The 20,746-nt window shown below is 29.1% G+C and carries 18 protein-coding genes, 1 tRNA gene and 2 pseudogenes; 15 read left to right on the forward strand and 6 right to left on the reverse strand.

Translation table 4 applies throughout. The annotated features are described in order from the left end of the window. The first annotated feature begins 13 nt into the window (after positions 1-13). The 7 genes from rpoC (at position 14) to NL276_RS04125 (ending at position 9,608) form a co-directional block, all read left to right on the forward strand. Entirely contained in the window at positions 14-3,766 is a 3,753-nt protein-coding gene (rpoC, locus tag NL276_RS04095; RefSeq protein ID WP_253301305.1) for a DNA-directed RNA polymerase subunit beta', read from the forward strand. Between the two features lie 135 nt (positions 3,767-3,901). Next, positions 3,902-4,324, forward strand: a complete 423-nt coding sequence (gene rpsL, locus NL276_RS04100; RefSeq protein WP_253301306.1) for a 30S ribosomal protein S12 — start codon at positions 3,902-3,904, stop codon at positions 4,322-4,324. 22 nt (positions 4,325-4,346) lie between these two features. After that, positions 4,347-4,814 (forward strand): 30S ribosomal protein S7, encoded by a 468-nt coding sequence (rpsG, locus tag NL276_RS04105; protein WP_253301307.1) that lies wholly within the window; start codon positions 4,347-4,349, stop codon positions 4,812-4,814. Positions 4,815-4,837: 23 nt separating this feature from the next. Further along, positions 4,838-6,916, forward strand: coding sequence for an elongation factor G (fusA, locus tag NL276_RS04110; protein WP_253301308.1), 2,079 nt, complete (start codon positions 4,838-4,840; stop codon positions 6,914-6,916). A gap of 115 nt (positions 6,917-7,031) precedes the next feature. Then, positions 7,032-8,222, forward strand: coding sequence for an elongation factor Tu (tuf, locus tag NL276_RS04115; protein ID WP_253301309.1), 1,191 nt, complete (start codon positions 7,032-7,034; stop codon positions 8,220-8,222). Positions 8,223-8,344: 122 nt separating this feature from the next. Next, positions 8,345-8,959, forward strand: a complete 615-nt coding sequence (locus NL276_RS04120) for a LemA family protein (RefSeq protein WP_253301310.1) — start codon at positions 8,345-8,347, stop codon at positions 8,957-8,959. 184 nt (positions 8,960-9,143) lie between these two features. Then, complete coding sequence (locus NL276_RS04125) at positions 9,144-9,608, forward strand: hypothetical protein (protein ID WP_253301311.1); 465 nt, start codon at positions 9,144-9,146, stop codon at positions 9,606-9,608. Between the two features lie 143 nt (positions 9,609-9,751). Here NL276_RS04125 and NL276_RS04130 read toward each other — a convergent pair whose 3' ends face one another. From NL276_RS04130 to NL276_RS04150, 6 genes and pseudogenes are all read right to left on the reverse strand, one after another. Then, the gene (locus tag NL276_RS04130; protein ID WP_253301312.1) at positions 9,752-10,369 is read right to left on the reverse strand and encodes a UPF0236 family transposase-like protein; all 618 of its coding nucleotides are present in this window, start codon (positions 10,367-10,369) and stop codon (positions 9,752-9,754) included. A gap of 17 nt (positions 10,370-10,386) precedes the next feature. Further along, positions 10,387-11,091, reverse strand: a complete 705-nt coding sequence (locus NL276_RS04135) for a UPF0236 family transposase-like protein (protein WP_253301313.1) — start codon at positions 11,089-11,091, stop codon at positions 10,387-10,389. Positions 11,092-11,321: 230 nt separating this feature from the next. Then, positions 11,322-11,873, reverse strand: coding sequence for a DDE-type integrase/transposase/recombinase (locus tag NL276_RS04140; RefSeq protein ID WP_253301314.1), 552 nt, complete (start codon positions 11,871-11,873; stop codon positions 11,322-11,324). Between the two features lie 12 nt (positions 11,874-11,885). Then, positions 11,886-12,206, reverse strand: a pseudogene (locus NL276_RS05240) (IS3 family transposase); the annotation flags it as partial. Beyond that, positions 12,173-12,436: a transposase family protein gene (locus NL276_RS04145; protein WP_253301315.1), complete on the reverse strand. Its 264-nt coding sequence runs from the start codon at positions 12,434-12,436 to the stop codon at positions 12,173-12,175. The pseudogene NL276_RS05240 and the gene NL276_RS04145, both read right to left, overlap by 34 nt. Positions 12,437-12,486: 50 nt before the next feature. After that, positions 12,487-13,209 (reverse strand): potassium channel family protein, encoded by a 723-nt coding sequence (locus tag NL276_RS04150; RefSeq protein ID WP_253301316.1) that lies wholly within the window; start codon positions 13,207-13,209, stop codon positions 12,487-12,489. Between the two features lie 235 nt (positions 13,210-13,444). On the opposite strand from NL276_RS04150, the gene NL276_RS04155 reads away from it, so the two are divergent. From NL276_RS04155 to NL276_RS04205, 8 genes and pseudogenes are all read left to right on the forward strand, one after another. After that, positions 13,445-14,899 (forward strand): TrkH family potassium uptake protein, encoded by a 1,455-nt coding sequence (locus NL276_RS04155; RefSeq protein ID WP_253301317.1) that lies wholly within the window; start codon positions 13,445-13,447, stop codon positions 14,897-14,899. 70 nt (positions 14,900-14,969) lie between these two features. Continuing rightward, positions 14,970-15,060 (forward strand) — tRNA-Ser (locus NL276_RS04160). A gap of 114 nt (positions 15,061-15,174) precedes the next feature. Further along, positions 15,175-16,713, forward strand: a complete 1,539-nt coding sequence (cls, locus tag NL276_RS04165; RefSeq protein ID WP_253301318.1) for a cardiolipin synthase — start codon at positions 15,175-15,177, stop codon at positions 16,711-16,713. A gap of 55 nt (positions 16,714-16,768) precedes the next feature. Then, positions 16,769-17,461, forward strand: a complete 693-nt coding sequence (locus NL276_RS04170; protein WP_253301319.1) for an acetyltransferase — start codon at positions 16,769-16,771, stop codon at positions 17,459-17,461. Between the two features lie 3 nt (positions 17,462-17,464). After that, a pseudogene (gene proS / locus NL276_RS05245) lies at positions 17,465-18,882 on the forward strand (proline--tRNA ligase). A gap of 54 nt (positions 18,883-18,936) precedes the next feature. Continuing rightward, positions 18,937-19,218, forward strand: a complete 282-nt coding sequence (locus NL276_RS04195; protein ID WP_253301323.1) for a hypothetical protein — start codon at positions 18,937-18,939, stop codon at positions 19,216-19,218. 75 nt (positions 19,219-19,293) lie between these two features. Next, the gene (locus NL276_RS04200; RefSeq protein ID WP_253301324.1) at positions 19,294-20,229 is read left to right on the forward strand and encodes a hypothetical protein; all 936 of its coding nucleotides are present in this window, start codon (positions 19,294-19,296) and stop codon (positions 20,227-20,229) included. A gap of 258 nt (positions 20,230-20,487) precedes the next feature. After that, the gene (locus NL276_RS04205) at positions 20,488-20,739 is read left to right on the forward strand and encodes an acyl carrier protein (protein ID WP_252156838.1); all 252 of its coding nucleotides are present in this window, start codon (positions 20,488-20,490) and stop codon (positions 20,737-20,739) included. Positions 20,740-20,746: the final 7 nt, after the last annotated feature.

Below are 20,746 nucleotides of genomic sequence, written 5' to 3' on the forward strand. Positions count from 1 at the left end.
GGGAAAGAAAATAATGATTGAAAATAATGAAAAAAATAATCGTATGATTAAGATCGGTTTAGCGAACCCCGAAGATATTCGCGGTTGATCATATGGAGAAGTAAAAAAACCAGAAACAATTAATTATAAAACTTTAAAACCAGAACGAGATGGTTTATTTGATGAAAAGATTTTTGGGCCAACTAAAAATTTTGAATGTGTTTGTGGAAAGTATAAAAAATCAAAAAATAAAGGAAAAATTTGTGAACGTTGTGGGGTTGAAATTACTGAAGCAATTGTTCGCCGTGAACGAATGGGACACATTGAATTAGAAGCACCAGTTAGTCATATTTGAATGTTAAAAGCAGCGCCAAGTCGAATTGCGTTAATTTTAGATATGAAAACAAAAGAACTAGAAGAAGTTGTTTATTTTGTGTCGTATATTGTTTTAGATTCTGGTGATGCTAAATCATTAAAACAAAAAATGGTTTTAGATTTAAGAAATGCTAAAACTTCGGCGGCAACTTGTCAACGTTTAACAAAAACCTTACGAGAAATTTTAGATAAATTAGAACAAGGCACTATTGCTTATGAAGCTGGTGAAACAATGATTGAAGATTTAAAAAATACTTCATTACCTTTTTCAATGGATGAATGTGCCCAGTTTATTAATCGTCATACTAATGCTCGATTTGGAATTGGAGCTGAAGCAGTTGAAATATTATTAAAAAATTTAAATATTGATGATGAGATTGAAAAAATTAAACAAGATTTAAAAGATAAAAAAACGCAATTAGATCAAAATAAATTAATGAAACGTTTAGAAGTGTTAGACTCATTAAAAAAATCAGGTTCACGCCCAGAATGAATGATTTTACGAGCAGTTCCAGTTATTCCACCAGATATTCGTCCAATTATTCAATTAGATGGTGGTCGTTTTACTACTTCAGAAATTAATGATTTATATCGTCGTATTATTATTCGAAATGAACGATTAAAAAAAGTTAAAGCAATGGGGGCTCCAAGTGTTATTGTTAATAATGAAAAAAGGATGTTACAAGAAGCTGTTGATGCATTATTAGATAATGAACGAAAAGCACGTCCAGTAACCGGAAAAGACAAACGACCATTAAAATCATTAACAAGTATTTTAAAAGGAAAACAAGGTCGTTTTCGTCAAAACTTATTAGGAAAAAGAGTTGATTATTCAGGGCGTTCAGTTATTGCGATTGGTCCCGATTTAAAAATGTATCAATGTGGGTTACCTCGTGATATGTCAATTATATTGTTTAAGCCATTTGTTATTAGTAAATTAGTGAAAGATGGTTTAGCATCAAATATTAAAGTTGCGGAAAAATTAATTTTAAACCAAGATGACAAAGTGTGAGAAGTTTTAGAAGAAGTAATTAAATCACGACCAGTGTTATTAAATCGTGCCCCAACATTGCACCGTTTAGGAATTCAGGCTTTTGAACCAAAATTAGTTAAAGGAAAAGCAATCCGTTTGCACCCCTTAGTAACAACAGCTTTTAATGCTGACTTTGATGGTGACCAAATGGCGGTTCATGTGCCAATTACAGATGAAGCAGTTGCTGAAGCACGTAGTTTAATGTTAGGAAGTCGTAATATTTTAGGACCAAAAGATGGGAAACCAATTGTAACGCCAACCCAAGATATGGTGTTAGGAAATTATTACTTAACATACGAGGAAAAAGGACGGTTGGGGGAAGGAACAATTTTTAAAGATTTAAACGAAGCAGTTATTGCTTATGAAACTGGAGCTGTAGCTTTACATGCCTTAGTTGCAATTCCTGCTAGTGGTTTTGTTAATAAAAAATTTAAATCTGAGGAAATGAATGATTACATCATTACAACACCAGGAAAAATTATTTTTAACCAAATTTTTAAAGAAGAGTTCCCATATTTAAATGAACCAAATGTTGAAAACTTATCAGCATTACCGGCCCATTCATTGATTAAAGATAATGTTAATTTAATTGAATATTTAGAAAAATGGGAAGTAAATCCACCATTTAAGAAAAAAGATTTATCAAATATTATTGATCGTTATTTTAAAATTTATGGTGCTAACAAAACTGCTGAAATGTTAGATAATATGAAAAATCTAGGGTTTAAATACTCAGGAAAATCAGGAGTAACTGTTTCAGCGGGCGATGTTAAGGTTTATGATAAAAAACAAGAAGAGTTTAAAGAAGCAGGTAATAAGGTTAAAGAAATTAATGAATACTTTAAAATGGGAATGTTAACAAGTCGTGAAAAACAACACCGAATTATTAATGTTTGATCAAAAGTAAAAGATAATATTCAAACAGAATTAGAGCATGTTTTACGAGAAGACCATAAGAATCCAATCTTTATGATGGCTGATTCAGGGGCGCGGGGGAATGTTTCAAACTTTACACAGTTAGTTGGAATGCGGGGCTTAATGAATAACCCTAAAGGAGATATTATTGAATTACCAATTAAGTCTTCGTTCCGAGAAGGATTAACCGTATCAGAGTTCTTTATTTCAACCCATGGGGCGCGAAAAGGAATGGCTGATGTGGCGTTGAAAACCGCCGATTCAGGTTATTTAACAAGACGTTTAGTTGATGTTTCACAAGAAATTATTATTACAATAAAAGATTGTAATGCTCGTCGTGGTTTTGTTGTTTCTGATATTATTGAACAAAAGCACTCAAATATTATTGTGCCATTATTTGATCGCCTAGTAGGACGTTATAATTTAAAAGACATTAAATTAAAAAATGGTAAAGTAATTCCAGCTAATACATTGTTATCAGAAGAAGATAGTGCAGCGATTGTTGCTAGTGATATTAAAGAAGTAATTATTCGTTCTGTTTTAACTTGTGAAGCTGAAAAAGGAATTTGCCAACGTTGTTATGGGAAAAACCTTGCAACAGGAATGGAAGTTGAAATTGGTGAAGCAGTTGGAACAATTGCCGCACAATCAATTGGAGAACCGGGGACACAGTTAACAATGCGTACTTTCCATACTGGAGGGGTTGCCGGGGGAGCTGATATTACTCAAGGGTTACCACGGATTAAAGAATTATTAGATGTTACAACACCAAAAGGATCAATTGCTGTTATTTCAGAAATTGATGGTGTTATTAGTGACATTCGTGATGAAAGTGGAATCCATACCATTTATGTTGCGTCAGATAGTGATGAACGAAAATATAAAACACAATATAATGCTGTTTTAAGAGTTAAAATTGGTGATAAAGTTGTCCGTGGTCAAAAATTAACGGAAGGTTCAATTAACATTAAAGAATTATTAGAAGTTGCTAAAATTGAAGATGTTCACAATTATATTTTAAAAGAAGTGCAACGTGTTTATCGTTTACAAGGAATTGAAATTTCAGACAAATATATTGAAATTATTGTTAAACAAATGTTGAATAAAGTTAAAATTATTGATGCGGGAGATACTGAATTATTACCGGGTGAAATTGTGACAATTAAACGTTATCGTAATGAAACAATTAAAGCTGTCCGCTCAATGAAAAAACCACCAACAGCTAAACATGTTATTTTTGGAATTAAAAAAGCACCATTAGAATCAGAGTCATTCTTATCGTCAGCTTCATTCCAGGATACAACGCGGGTATTAGTTAAAGCGATTATCAAAGGAAAAGTTGATCGTTTAGAAGGCTTAAAAGAAAATATTATGTTAGGACATTTAATTCCAGCTGGAACAGGATTAAAAAATCCCAAAGATATTATTACCGCCGGAATTGCTGCTAAAGCTGAAGAATATTAGAAAAAAGACCATATGGTCTTTTTTCTAATAAACCGTTAAATAATTATTGACTTAATTTTGGGTTTTATGTAATATTATATATGGATTGTATTCTTTGATACACTCGGATATGTGAAAAAGAAAGGAGCAAGTTTAATGCCAACAATTAACCAATTAGTTCGTAAACCACGTAAAGATAAAGTGTGAAAAACAAAAGCCCCCGCTTTAAATAGAGGGTTAAATTATTTGCAAAAGAAACCAACTAATATAACCTCACCACAAAAAAGAGGGGTTTGTACACGTGTTGCTACAATGACACCGAAAAAACCAAACTCAGCGTTACGAAAATATGCCCGTGTTCGCTTAACAAACGGAATGGAAGTAACAGCATATATTCCAGGTGAAGGACATAACTTACAAGAACATAGTGTTGTCTTAATCCGTGGAGGAAGGGTTAAAGACTTACCCGGGGTACGTTACCATATTATTCGTGGAACATTAGATACTGCCGGAGTTAATAACCGTCAACAAGGAAGATCACTATATGGTACAAAAAGACCAAAAGCAGCGAAAGTTTAGTTAGAAAGAAAGGAGGAATTTTATGCGTAAACGCCAAGCAGAAAAAAGAAATGTTTTACCAGATCCAATTTATAATTCAAAATTAGTGACTCGTACAATTAACAAAATTATGGTTGATGGGAAAAAAGGAAATGCTCAAACAATTTTATATGGTGCATTTGATATGATAAAAGAAGAAACAAATAGTAATCCATTAGATGTGTTTAATAAAGCAATCGAAAACATTACACCACATTTAGAATTAAAAGTTCGTCGAATTGGGGGAGCTAATTACCAAGTCCCAGTTGAAGTAAATGATGATCGTAAAGTTACTTTAGGATTAAGATGATTAATTAGTTATGCAAGATTGCGTAATGAAAATAGTATGATTGATCGCTTAGCGAGTGAAATTATTGATGCATCAAATGGAATCGGTGGAGCAGTAAAGAAAAAAGATGATACTCATAAAATGGCTGAAGCAAATAAAGCTTTCGCCCATTATCGTTGATAAGAGACATAGAAAGGAATATAAAAATGGCAAGAGAATATTCTCTAGAAAATACGAGAAATATTGGAATTATGGCGCACATCGATGCTGGAAAAACCACAACAACAGAGCGGATTTTATTCCATACTGGTAAAATTCATAAAATTGGAGAAACACATGATGGGGCTAGTCAGATGGATTGAATGGCTCAAGAACAAGAACGTGGGATTACAATTACTTCAGCGTCAACAACAGCCTTTTGAAAAAATATGCGATTAAATATTATTGATACTCCAGGTCACGTTGACTTTACCGTGGAAGTGGAAAGGTCATTACGAGTACTAGATGGGGCCGTTGCAGTTCTTGATGGACAGTCAGGAGTTGAACCCCAGACAGAAACTGTTTGAAGACAAGCATCAACTTATGGGGTACCACGTGTTGTCTTTGTTAATAAAATGGACAAAATTGGAGCTGACTTTTTATATTCAGTAAAAACAATTCATGATCGTTTACAAGCAAATGCACACCCAGTGCAAATTCCAATTGGAGCTGAAGATCAATTTTCAGGAATTATTGATATCATAGAACGAAAAGCTTATCATTACGATGGTGCAGCGAATGAGGATGCTCAAGAAATTCCAATTCCTGATGATTTAAAATATTTAGTGGAAGAATATCGTACGAAATTAGTTGAAGCAGTTGTTAACTTTAATGAAGAGTTAATGATAAAATACTTAGATGGAAATGAAATTTCAGTTCCTGAAATTAAAAGTGCAATTCGTGCCGCAACATTAACCGGAGAGTTTTTTCCAGTCTTTTGTGGAAGTGCCTTTAAAAATAAAGGAGTTAAATTAATGTTGGATGGAGTAATTGATTACTTGCCTTCACCAGTTGATATTCCATCGATTAAAGGGGTTTTAGAAGACGGAACCGAAGTTGAACGTCATGCTGATGATAGTGAACCATTTTCGGCTTTAGCATTTAAAATTATGACTGATCCTTTTGTTGGAAAATTAACATTTTTCCGTGTTTATTCAGGAGTGTTAAAAAAAGGAAGTTCTATCTTAAATTCAACAAAAGATAAGAGTGAACGAATTGGACGGTTATTAAAAATGCATGCTAATAATCGTGAAGAAATTGAGGAAGTTTATGCTGGTGATATTGCAGCGGCAGTTGGACTAAAATTAACAACAACGGGAGATACGCTTTGTGATGAAAAAAATGAAGTAATCTTAGAATCAATGGTCTTTCCAGAACCAGTTATTAGTTTAGCCCTAGAACCAAAAACAAAAGCAGACCAAGAAAAAATGAGTTTAGCATTACAAAAATTAGCGGAAGAAGATCCAACATTTAGAACATGAACAGATGAAGAAACGGGGCAAACAATTATTGCTGGAATGGGTGAGTTACACTTAGACATTCTAGTTGATCGAATGAAGCGTGAATTTAAAGTGGAAACCAATGTTGGAGCACCACAAGTTTCATATCGTGAAACCTTTAAAGATAGTGCAGATGTAGAAGGAAAATACATTAAGCAATCAGGGGGACGCGGACAATATGGACACGTATGAATTAAGTTTGAACCAAACCATGATAAAGGTTTTGAATTTGTTGATGGAATTGTTGGAGGAAAAATCCCAAAAGAATTTATTGGATCAGTTAAAAAAGGAATTGAAGAATCAATGCAAACTGGGAAATTAGCTGGTTATCCAATGATTGATATTAAAGCAACTTTATATGATGGGTCATACCATGATGTCGATTCATCACAAATGGCTTACGAATTTGCTGCTAGTTTAGCATTAAAAGAAGCAGCAAAAAAATGTAAACCAGTTATTTTAGAACCAATTATGGCCGTTGAAGTTACTGTTCCAGAAGAATACTATGGAGATGTAATGGGGAACTTATCATCACGTCGTGGCCAAATAGAAGGAAACGACCAACGTGGAAATGCTCAAGTTGTTAAGGCAAAAGTTCCATTATCAGAAATGTTTGGATATGCAACTGATTTACGAAGCTTTACCCAAGGGCGAGGTACATACACAATGTTATTCTCACACTATCAAGAAGCACCAAAATCAGTTACTGAAGAAATTATTAAAAAAGCTGGAAAATCAGCCGAGTAAGTTTATTAAAAACATGGTTTTATCCACCATTATAAAAAAAGGATTGCAAAGCAAGACAAATTAATTTACAATAGTTATGACATTTGTCTATTAAAAATAGGAGGAAAAGATTAAAATGGCAAAACAAAAATTTGATAGAAGTTTACCACACGTAAATGTTGGAACAATTGGTCACGTTGACCATGGTAAAACAACTTTAACAGCGGCTATTACAACTGTATTAGCTAAAAAAGGATTTGCAGAAGCACAAGGATATGATAATATCGATAAAGCGCCTGAAGAAAAAGAACGTGGAATTACAATTAATACTTCACACGTTGAATACCGTACTGATAAAAGACACTATGCTCATGTTGACTGTCCAGGGCATGCCGATTATGTTAAAAACATGATTACAGGGGCTGCACAAATGGATGGTGCGATTTTAGTTGTTGCTGCAACTGATGGGCCAATGCCTCAAACAAGAGAACATATCTTATTATCAAGACAAGTTGGTGTACCAAAAATGGTTGTTTTCTTAAACAAATGTGATATGATGGGTGACGATACTGAAATGATCGACTTAGTTGAAATGGAAGTTAGAGACTTATTAAGTGAATATGGATTTGATGGAGAAAATACCCCAGTTATTAGAGGATCAGCATTAAAAGCACTTGAAGGTGATCCTCAATGAGAAGAAAAAATTATGGAATTAATAAAGGCAATTGATGAATGAATTGACGAACCAGAAAGAGATATTGCAAAACCATTTATGATGCCAGTTGAAGATGTTTTCACAATTACAGGACGTGGAACAGTTGCAACAGGACGTGTTGAACGTGGGGTTGTTAAAGTTAATGAAGAAGTTGAAATTATTGGATTAAAAGAAGAAACAAAAAAAGTTGTTGCAACAGGTTTAGAAATGTTCAGAAAATTATTAGATGACGCTAAAGCTGGAGACAATGTTGGGGTTTTATTACGTGGAGTAAACCGTGACGATGTTGAACGTGGACAAGTTATTGCAAAACCAGGTTCAGTTAAACCACATAAAGAATTTAAAGCACAAGTTTATGTTTTAAGTAAAGAAGAAGGAGGGCGTCATACGCCATTCTTTGGAAACTACCGTCCCCAATTTTATTTCCGCACAACTGATGTTACGGGTTCAATTAAATTACCAACCGGAGTAGAAATGGTTATGCCAGCTGATAATGTTGAAATGACAGTTGAATTAATTGCCCCAGTTGCGATTGAAGAAGGAACAAAATTCTCAATTCGTGAAGGTGGTCGTACAATCGGTGCTGGAACAGTTGTTTCAATCATCAAATAATTAACTTTTTAAAAATAGCTCACTTAGGAGCTATTTTTTATTATTTAAAAGTTTATATCTTGTTTTTATTATTGTTTTCTTATATAATAACTTACAAAGAGGCCCGTAAAGGAGGAACAAAAATGGGATATAATCCAACAGTAAATAATGCAGAAGTTGCAGCGAAAAGTAATTTTCTAGGCAAATTCTTTGTTTATATTTGGTTTATTTTAATTTTTCCAATTTTCTTATTTATTTTATCAAGAAATAATTTGATTCGTAATAAAGAAAAAATTGAAGAAACAGCATCAGATATTGATGTACAATTAAAACGAAGAGTTGATATGTTAACAAAGTTAATTGATAGCACAAAACAATATATGAAGTATGAAAAAGATACCTTAACAACAATTGTTGAATTAAGAAGTCAAGCTAATCAAAACTTAAATGTGAAAGAATTAGACAAAGTTAATAATGCAATTACTAGTCAAGCAGGAAAAATTAATGTTTTATTAGAAAATTATCCAGATTTAAAAGCAAACAACAGTGTTATTGAGTTACAAACAGGAATTAAAGATTGTGAAGATAATATTGCAGTTGCTCGTCGTTTTTATAATTCAGCAGTTCGTGATTTTAATGCCAGTTTAAAAACTTGGCCATCAAATGTTGCGACAAGTTCATTACGTTTGAATACGTTCTTATATTTTGAAGCAGATGTTGCTGATCGCCAAGATGTTAAAATAGATTTATGACAATAATTAATTGTTTCTAATTCTATTTTTTAAATTAATGAAGGAATTAAAATTAGCAAATGGAAAATAATATAACATCTTTAGAAGCGGTGTTACAGAGAAATTTACTGAACTGGTTATGAAACATAAACTAACAAACATTAATTTTAAGTATTTTTAAAAACGCTATATGTATTTAAATTGATTTTTAATGACAATTACTTTTTTATTATGATTTTTGTTAATAATAAGTTTTATCAATATTCGATTCTCCTTTTTAGCTGTATTAAGTTCCTTGGGGGTGATTGGACAAGTTATTCTTATTCTTGTAAGTTTAGTTACATTAAGTTGTGCGGGATACCTAACATTTAAATATTGAAAAGCAATAAAATTACAGAAACTTATCATTCAAGAATTACCTCTTGCAGAATTCTATCAAATAGCGATGGATGCTATTGCAACAAAGAAACATCAAGTTGATACAGCTAAAAAAGAGTTTAACTTTTTTCCTCATGTTGGGGTGCCATCAAAAAGTGAAATTAGACAAGATTATGTTATTAATTTTCAAACAACAAATGTGAATTATTCATTTGGAACTTTAACAAGAAAAGAAGTAATTGATGCTGGTAAAAGCAAAGATTATAGGTTGTATTTATTATTTAAGGGTTTTAATTAATATCTTAGAAATTGTGGAACAATATACCACTTACTTAAATTGTATTACTTTTAATTTTAATGTCAATATATTTTTCTATTTTTTTAAATTTTTCCACGACAAAAATACATGTTTATTAAAGTTATTTAATTTATTAGATAAAATTAATAAAAATATAAGTTTGGTTGTAAATTATTATTTACAAAATTATTAACTGAATAATTAATTATATTTTCTTCTAATGGTTCATTAGTATTAAATAAATTAATTTTATTTTTAAAATTCATCATGCTAATATTTAATTTATTTTTAAGAGTTTTTTCATGATAAGTTGCTTTTTTAACCAAAACACCTTTACAGTAATGTGATATATCACCTTCAATGTGACAACCAATATTATTTCATAGTGTTTGATTTTTGACACCTTCTTCATTATTTTTAATTAATTTAATTGTCTTTTTTAAGAATTTCATTTTTGCTTCTTTTATAAAAGTAGTACTGTTTTCTAGGAATTGTAATAATTCTTCATATTTAGAATTATAAAAATAATCAACTGCCTTATGATATTTTTCTTTATTTTGCTTGTTTTTACTTTGGTAGGGATATAGTTTTTTAAATCTACTTGTAAGATGAAATTTATCTATGGTGTAATGCACTTTATTTCTAGGGAAATATTCTTGAATAAATTTTGCAATATTTTTAATTCAAGGGGCACCATCTCCTAAAACCATAATTTCAATATTGTCATTAATATCATAATAACTGGTAATTAAAATAAGCAATTTATTAACAAAATTAGTTAATTTACTATTTTTTTAATATATTCTGGAATATTATCTAGTTCTATAACACCTAATTTATTTGCGATTACAGGCCTTTTTACAGTATATTTTTTTTCATCATATCCAGTGTGTACAGTAGATACTATCGTGTGTTTTTTTATCTTTTTTCTTCCTTGTTTTGTTGCATCTAACATTTTCAAATAAGTACCATCCATTTGAATATATAAAGTATGTGGAATATCTATTTTTTTATTAGTTTTATTAATGTAATATTCTTCGTCATTTTTTGCATTTTTCATAATATTAGATATTGTCATTAAACTAATTTTTATATGTTCCATAGTATCTAAAATATCTTTATATCTTTTTTTCTCGATAATAAATGATAATATTTTTTCTTTAACAGTATTATCTATTCTTTGTCATTTTTCAATTCCTAAAATTTTATCCAAAGGAAAAATATCTTCTTCTTTACCTGTTTCTGAATTAATTTTATAATATCTTCTTCTCTTAAAAGTTATTTTTCCATTTAAAATTACTAATGTTCTTTCAATTTTATCTTTTACTTTATAATTTTTAAATTCTTTTAAAGTTTCATCAATTTTATAATTTTTAAAAATTCATTCATCATAATCTTCTAAACTTTGTTGAATAATTTCAATACTCTGTATATATAATAAATTAATAAAATTCTTAAAAAAATTATTATCAACATTTATCATTTTCTTACCCTCTTTCTTAGTTTGCGACTTTATCACAAAAATAATAAAAATGCAAAAAAAAGATAGTAATTTTTATTTAGTATGTTACAATTTGAATGTATTTAATAAATTAATTAATTAACTGAAAGTAAAGCAATTTACTTTTTTTTATTTTGATGTAAAATATAGATAATAAAAAAAGAACCGTGTAGACTGCACCCATTTTAGTAAGTACTAATAAAAAGTATTTACTATTTTTTTATTATATCTTTTTCTTTACGATTTGAATATCATGTATTTCATTTTATAACATCTTGTATATATTCTTCATGTGAATTATATATTTTATTATGGATTGTAGCTTTCTTAAGTAATGAATGAAAACTTTCTATAACAATATTATCTGCACAGTGGTAATTTTTCCCCATTGAAATTATAATACCGTTAGATACACATTTATCGAGATAAATAGCGGATGTGTATTGATATCCGTGGTCTGAATGAATTATTATTCCATTCAGATCTTTTTTTATTAATTTTATTTTATTAATTGCATCATTTAAATTATCTATTACTAATTTATTGTCATTATATTTAGATCACCTTACATCAACTATTTCTTTAGTATATCCATCAATAATTGTTGATTGATAATATTTTTCTCTTTTTCAAATTAAATATGTTACATCAGTATATAGCACTGAAAACCTTGTTTTTATATCATTGAATTTACGATTAATTAAATCAGGATATTGCAATAAACTTTTTTCTTTATTCTGTTTATATTTCATTTTTCTTCTCATTTTTCTTACATATTCAGGTTGTATTTGATTATAACGCATAATCCTTAAAACTTTTTTTGAATTATATTTTATATCATAATCTTCTTTTAAATATTTAGTAATTCTTCGATATCCAAATTGTTTTAAATTTTCTTCATAGACTTTTACAATATCATTTATTGCTTCTTTATCTTTTTTGCTACTGTCATAATTTTTATATTTATATCAATAACTACGTTTTAACCCCGTTACTTCTAATAATAATTTTATTGAATATTCATGACAATTTTGTTTAATAAAAGAGACGATTATTAGTTTGCTTAATTGTAAAAGTCATGGAGATTTTTTAATAATTCATACCTTGTTTTATAATATTCTAAATCTCTTTTACCAAAAGAGATTTTAGGTCCTTTATGATTGTTTAATTTTCCTTTTTTATGATTTGCTCATCAAGATTCTACTGTATTTGCATTTAGATTATATTGTTTTGCTACTACTCAACAACTTTTTTGTTTAATTTCCTCAATGATTTTTGTTCTAAATTCTGATGTATATTTGTTATATTTTTGACCTTTTCTTGCCATATAAAAATGCACCTCCTTTAAAAGTTTAGCAAAGTCTTTTTTTACTTTACTTACTTTTTGGGGTGCACTCTATTATTACCATCTTTTTCATATTCATGATCAATTTTTTGTAGTTTAATAGTTAAATCATTAATTGCACTGATTTTAGCAATAAATAATAATTCATCATCTAATTTAATTGTGTCAACATCTCCTGGCAAAATAACTCGTCCTTTACGTTTAACATAAACAATATTATAATCTTTATTATTAATGAAACGTAAATCAGATAGTGATTGTCCTTCAATACTTGGGTCACTTACTTGAATAGTTAATGATGCATAGTTTTCATCAACAGTTTGGATTTCAATTTCAATATCAAACATTGCTTTAGTTGCAGTAATACTTCCAGCCATAGTATCAGGCTGGACAATATTAGTAATTCCTAGTGCTTTTAAAATTCGTGTATGACGAATATCTTTTGATTTTGCAATAATATTTGTAATGCCAATATCTTGTAATCCAATGATGGTTAAAACACTAGCTTCAATATTACTTGCCATGGTAACAATTATGGTATCATATTGATCTAATCCTTGTTCAATTAAATTTGCTTTAACCGTTGAATCTAGTGCAACACCATCAACTTGGTCATAACTAGCAATCATATTATTAACTTTGGCTTGATCAACATCAAAAACCATAATATGTTGTTTTCGTACAATTAATGTTTCAATAATTGAACGACCAAAGTTATTTAGTCCAATAATTGCAAAACTTTTTCTTCGTGCCATTAAATGCCCCCCTTATTGCAACTTTAATTATACTATTTTTTTTATTATTAGCAATAATTAGTACTTGTAGTATATAATATTAATGAAAGAGGGGCGTAAAAGGTGTTTTCTCAGTTATATTTTAAAAATATTTTTAAAAGAAAAAATGATAGTAAGCGGCAACGTAGTAATGACCTATGAGCACCATTAACACGTCGTCGCCATTGGTTACCTTTCTCAAAGATAGCGGGGAAAATTGTTTTTAGTTTATATTTTAATTGTTTTTTTAGGGGGATTGTTGTTATCAATTCCGGGTTTTGTTAATAATGTTAATCGGGTGGTTCTTGATGGATATGGAAATATTTTAGGAACCTATAATTTTTCATTAAATTATTTAGTGGGATTATTTACTGCTTCAAGTGCTTTTTCTGATACAGGAATTACAATTAGTAATCCAGCGGCAGATTATAGTTTTTGAGGACAATTAATAATTTTAATTTTAATTCAAACTGGTGGTTTTGGGACTGTTACTTTTAAAATTATGATTTTTGTTTGATTAGGACGACGTATTTCAATTAAAGATAAAATGTTGGTACAAGGTGAACGTGGAAGTAGTAATTTTGGACATACCATTGATTTAATTAAAAATAGTTTTATTTTTCTAATTATTTTGGAGTGTTTTGGTGCCATCTTATTATTTTGTAATTTTTATTTTTCATCAGCATCAATTGAAGGAAAATATATGATTGATAATGTGACCTACCATAATTTTTGACGAAGTTTATGAAGTGGAATTTTTCACTCAATATCTTCAATTAATAATGCGGGATTTGATATTATTGGGAATTCATCATTAATGCCTTATAATAGTAATTATTTTATGCAATTTGTCTTTATGTTTCAATTTGTTATTGGTGGATTAGGTTTTCCAACTTTTTACGATTTAAAACGTAAGTTTGTGGCTTGACGACGCAAAGAACATGCTAAATTTACTTTATTTACAAAAATTAATTTAATAACTTATGTCGGATTATCAATTGTAGGGGTTTTAAGTGTTTGATTAATTGAGTTTACTAATCTTAATGCAACAGCGGGGGTTAACGGACCATACATTGAAACCATTTTACGAAATTCAACTTCTAATTGAAATGGGTTTATGAATATTTTCTTTAATACAATGTCAACTAGAAATGCTGGATATTCAACAGTTGATATGAGTAAATTTTTACCAGGATCAAGAATTGTAATGTCCGTTATGATGTTTATTGGGTCAGCACCATCATCAACTGCTGGTGGGATTCGAACAACAACTTTAGCGGTTATTATTATTACGATTTGATCCATCATTCGGAATAATAATAGTGTTAATGTTTTTAAACGGAAAATTCCAAATGAAACCGTCAAACGAGCATTAGTTGTAACAACAATTTCAGGTGCTCTAATTATAGGGGCTATTATTTGCATTGGTGCTGAGAATCCTAATATTGATGTTTTAAACGCCTTCTTTACAATTTGTAGTGCTTTTGGAACAACGGGATTAAGTACTTTAGGCTTTACTGAGTTATATCATTTAGGGATTTTAAGTACTTTAGTGTTAAATTTACTAATGTTTATTGGACAATTGGGAGTTTCATCAACATTATTAGTTTCAATTCGTGGAACTGGGGAAAAAGAATATAGTTATGTTGAAGAAAATATCTTAATTGGTTAGTTTTTTAGAAAATAACTATTTTTACTTGTTTAAAATGATATCTTTTGTATAATATATAAGGTATCGATTTGGAACAGTACTCAAGTTGGTGAAGAGGGCACCCTGCTAAGGTGTTAGGTCGGGTAACCGGCGCGAGAGTTCGAGTCTCTCCTGTTCCGCCATTAATTATTGATTTTAAACTAAAAAGAAACAAAAAAGAGTTATAATGTCCATAACTCTTTTTAAATTATTGGTATAATGTACATATTAAGATTGTGCAATAAAGGGGAAATATAATGAAAAATTGATTAAAAATTATTTTATCAATGATTTTTTTATTTGGGATGGCAATTATGGGCTTAATTGTGGTAACTGTTATTCTTAACCTAAAATTTTTATATATTTTTTTAGCAATTGTTATTATTGATTTAATTTTTTCATTCTTTTTCTTCTTTTCAAAACGGCGTTATGAAGTTAAATTTTCTTGAATTATTTTTATTAATTTTGTTCCCTTTATTGGGTTGTGTTCATATGTTTTTTTTGGTCGAAAATATCACTATTCAAATAAAAAATCATTATTATACAATCATTTAAATAAAATAGAATATGATATGTATACTGAAAAAAACAAAAAGAGCTTAGCAGCATACACCAGTCCTGAACAAAAATTTGGTAATGTTGTTGAGTTATTAATGCATAGTGCAAGTAAACCATTATATCAAAATAATAAAATTGAAATTCTAACGAATGGGACACGAGTTTTTAAATCATTACTAACTGATTTGCAACAAGCCCAAGAATATATTTTGTTAACTTATTTTATTGTTGCTGATGGTGAACTATTTGAATCATTTTTAGCAGTTTTAAAAGAACGAATTACAGCCGGGGTTCGTGTTTATATGATTTATGATCATGTTGGTAGTTATTTTAAAATTAGTAAAAAAAGTATTAAAAAATTAATGAAAGCCGGGGTTCGTGTTCATAAGTATTTACCAATTATTACGCCCTTTATTAGCGGGAATGCGAATTATCGTAATCATCGAAAAGATGTTATTATTGATGGTTTAATTGGCTACACGGGGGGAATTAATTTAGCTGATTTGTACGCTGACCAATCATGAAAATTTGGGATTTTTCATGATAAGCAGGTTCGTATTGAAGGAGAAGCTGTTCGTGGTTTAGAAGTTATTTTTGCAGATGATTGGTACTTTGCGACAAAACGGCATGAAAAAATTACCGAATTAGAACCAAATATTCTTGCCGAAAAAAAATATAATATTAGTGGAAAATCACATTTGCAAATTGTTAATCATAGTCCCAGTATTGATCATTCAATTACTGAAGAATTATATATTTCGTTAATTAATAAAGCACGAAAAAGAATTTGATTATCAACACCATATTTTATTCCGCCAAATGAAGTTATTCGAGCCTTGATTTTAGCAGCACGAGCAGGAATTGATGTTCGTTTAACAATTCCTGGTTTAACAGATAAAATCTTTGTGTTAGATTTAACAAAAAGTTATTGTAAAGATTTAATTGCTAATGGTGTAAAGATTTATGAGATGAATAATATGTTTAATCATAATAAGATTGCAATTTTTGATGATGAAGTTGCGGTAATTGGAACATGCAATTTAGATTATCGCAGTTTCTTTTCTGATCATCAAACAACAGCGGTTATTTATGACCCCGTAGTTGTTGCAAACTTTATTCCGCGATGGGAATGAGATTATAAACATGCCATTTTATGACATGAATGACCGATTAAATATAAACCATTAAGTTACCGGTTATTACTAATATGTTTAAAATTAGTTGCACCAATCTTATAACTTGTGCAAAAATCAAGTATAATTTTTTTGTATAATTATTATTTAAGGAGGGTTAATGATGTTATTTGATAAGTTAAAAAAGAAAGATGAGCAAGAAACCGCGGCAGAAACTAAAAAAACAAAAAAACGAAATTTATTACAAGAAGAATTATTAATAACCGATAATTTAGAAACAAGCTTATTTGAAGATGATGAAGACGAAGGCAAGATTAAAACTGGTTTTAGTTTTAAACGTCGTAAAACACATAAAATTATTAAAGAATTAAATCACCAACGGATTAAATCGTTATTATTTTATACTGATACTAGTAATGTTTTACGTCAATTAGAATTTGGATTACAACCAGTACAAAACATTCATTTGGCAAAAGAAAGTGAATATGTTGTTTGAACTTATTTAGAAAAGCCTGATCATTTGGAATTTGAATTAGACAATTCAACACGGCATTATTTTTGAAGTTGAGTGGCAGAGCAAAAAGTTGATCCATCGCAAATTGCTGTTATCGCAATTGATATTAAAAAGTTATTTCTTTTAACAAAGAAGGATTGGGAATATGATGATGTTACCCGCCGAATAAAAATTTTTGAAGATGTTAAACCTGAAGCTATTCGTTGGATTTTAATGAAAAATAATCAGTATTTAAATCTAATTCAAACTTATGTTAAAAGTAATCGTTTAAGCATTAAAGTTTTTCAAGGTGAAAAAGGAAATATTTCTGATCTTTTAACAGAAAATAGAAAGAAGTAAATCATGAAGAAAAAGTTAGATAAAATTACACCACGAGAAGTTGATTTTGCTCAATGATATACTGATATTGTTTTAAATGCTGATTTAATTAGTTATGGTGCTGTTAAAGGAACAATGATTTTTAAACCTTATGGTTATGCGATTTGGGAAAATATTCAAAGATTTTTAGATGTAGAATTAAAAAAAGTTGGAGTTAAAAATGTTTATTTTCCTTTGTTGATTCCAAAAACTCTTTTTAATAAAGAAAAAGATCATATTGAAGGTTTTTCGCCCGAAATTGCAACTGTTACAAAGGTTGGGGATAAAATTTTGGATGAAGAACTTTATATTAGACCGACATCAGAAGTTTTATTTGGAACTTTTTTTAGTAAAGAAATTCAAGGTTATCGTGATTTACCCTTATTATATAATCAATGAGTAAATGTTTTGCGGTGAGAAAAAACAACGCGTCCCTTTTTACGTACTAGTGAATTTTTATGACAAGAAGGACATACAATTCATGCAACAAAACAAGAAGCGCGTGATTTTACTTTAAAGATTTTAGATATTTATGCTGAATTTGTCCAAAAAAAATTATTATTACCAGTTATTAAAGGGCAAAAAACAGAACGGGAAAAATTTGCTGGAGCAGAAGAAACATATACTATTGAATCGTTATGTATGATGGCCAAGTCCTACAATGTGGGACTAGTCATTATTTTGGCCAAAATTTTTCAAAAGCTTTTGACATTAAATTTGCAAATCAGCAAAATGAATTAGAAAATGCTTACTCAACATCTTGAGGAGTTTCAACTCGTTTAATAGGGGGTATCATTATGACTCATAGTGATGATAATGGTCTTGTTTTACCACCGGCCATTGTGCCAACACAAATTATGATTTTGCCAATTAGCAATGAACATCAACAGTTACAAGCTGTTCAGAAGTTACAAACTGAATTACAAGAATATCGTGTGAAATTGACCAATCAGATAAAAGTTTTGGTTTTCGAGTTGCAAATGCTGAAATAAAGGGGTTCCATTACGAATTGAAGTGGGATCTCGTGATTTAGAACAAAATCAAGTTACAATTGCTCGTCGTGATACTTTTGAAAATTTTCTATACCATTAGCAGCAGTGAAAGAAACTGTTGCAAAGCTGCTATCTGAAGTTGCAACAAACTTATATCAAAGAGCATTAGATAATCGTCAACAACGTACGCAAAAAATTAGAACTTATGATGATTATTTAAAAGCATTAGCAAAGGTAAATGGTTTATTTTTAGTACCATTCTGTGGTTGGGTTGAATGTGAAGATGTTATTAAAGCAGAAACACAAACAACTTCTCGTTGTATTCCTTTTGATATAGAATCACAAAAAACAGTTTGTTTTCATTGTGGTCAACCAGCAACTAATTTAGTTTACTTTGCGCGTGCTTATTAATTTCAAGGAAACCTCTTTAATTTTTGGTAAATACTAATTAAGGAGGTTTTTAATTTGTTTCCTGAAAATTTTCTTAATCAACCATTGGCAGTACTTAATTCATTTCAGTTTGCTCCTAACAATGAAATTAATTTAGCGTTAGATTTTACTATCTCATTGTTTAGTTTTGATAATGGCGATAACAATCAAGCATATGCTTTTTATATTCGTCCAAATATTGGCAATATTAAACCCTGATTCACCAAGAGTGGACGAACAACAATAGATTATCAAATTGATCACAAACAGGCAAAAAATATTACTAATATTTTACAAAAACATTTTTTTCAATATTAGAAATATATTGAAATTTTAATAATAAAAAAAATGTAAGATAACAACTAAATTACAAACGGGATATAGTCAAACAGTTTGCAAATTTCTGAAACTGAAATTAAATATTCAAATTGAGGAAAAGTTGTTGTTTCTGGGCAATGTCTTGATGAAAATAAAATTAATAAAATTAGTCTTGTTATTAGTGTTCCTAATATAAGAAATGATGTTTTAATTACAAAAAATTCTTATCAAGAAGTTTATTTTAATTTTAACAATAAGAAGCAAAGTTATAATCAAACAACAAAAATAACAGGTGTTATTCAGTATAAAAATTATGATGAAAAAAAGAAACAGTTTCAAACCTTACAAAATGTTTTTGAACATTATTTTGAATTTATTGCAGCTTTGCCACGTGGTGAACAAATAGCGTCTTTGTTTTCTGTACGAAGTTTTAGTATTCTTTATTCTGATCATGTATCAAATTTTCCAATTGATTTTTATACAAAAATAACAAAGTTATGAACATTTTTTAATAATCGTTATTTATTAATTCCAACGATAACAACAATAATTAGTAAAGAAACAAAATATAATTTTAAAACACTAAATGGTTATTTAAAATATAATTCGCAGCAAAAACTGTATGAACATTTTTTTCTTGATAATATGATTTATAATCAAACCAAAAACCAAATTGAAGTTACAACAAATGATAATTTTTCCACTAAAAATTTTTTAGTGCACCCTTTTTTGAAACAGACAAAAGTAACTTTTATTACAAGGTTAGAAGGATTTAATATTAATTTTACCCAGCATTTTATCTTTAGACCAATTATTTCTAGACCAAACGTTAATACTAATTTTATTCCGGAAATTAATTGATTCAATAATTTAACAACGACATATTATATTTATTCACAAAAATTAACAAATTATTATAATAAAGAATTTAACCAAGAATTATTTACTCAATTCGAATTTGATTTTTTATTACCAGAAAAAACTGAGAACAATAAAAAAAGTTCTTATTAGAAGAGTCATTATTATTCTTGATTTTTTGTTACCATTTGTTTTTATTTATAAAAATATTTTAATCAGTAAGTAGTAATAAACCTGAACCCAAATTACAAGTTTTTAATTATAGTAATGAACAACTTGGTTATTCTAAACTAATCTTAATTTATCATTATCACGATAAGGAACAATTATATCAGGTTTGAAAAATAACCCTTTAGAAGAGGTTAACAGAGAGTCTATTATTTTATTGTTAAACTTGATATAATAATACTAATGAAAAAAGAAGGCGAGGGATTTCAAATGGATGTGTTGACTGAAATTAGAAAAGTTTTAAAAGAACGTGGAGTTTCAAAACAAGTTGATTTGAATACAGAATTTAAAGCATTAGGGTTAGATTCATTAGATTTGATGGATTTAGTGATTGAAGCTGAGAAAAAAATTGGGATAAAAATATCAGATGATAAATTAATGGATATTAAAACGGTGGCAGATTTAGTTAAAATTATTGAAGAAGTTAAAAAATAAAGGAGCT

It is taken from the genome of Spiroplasma endosymbiont of Phyllotreta cruciferae (assembly GCF_918697755.1).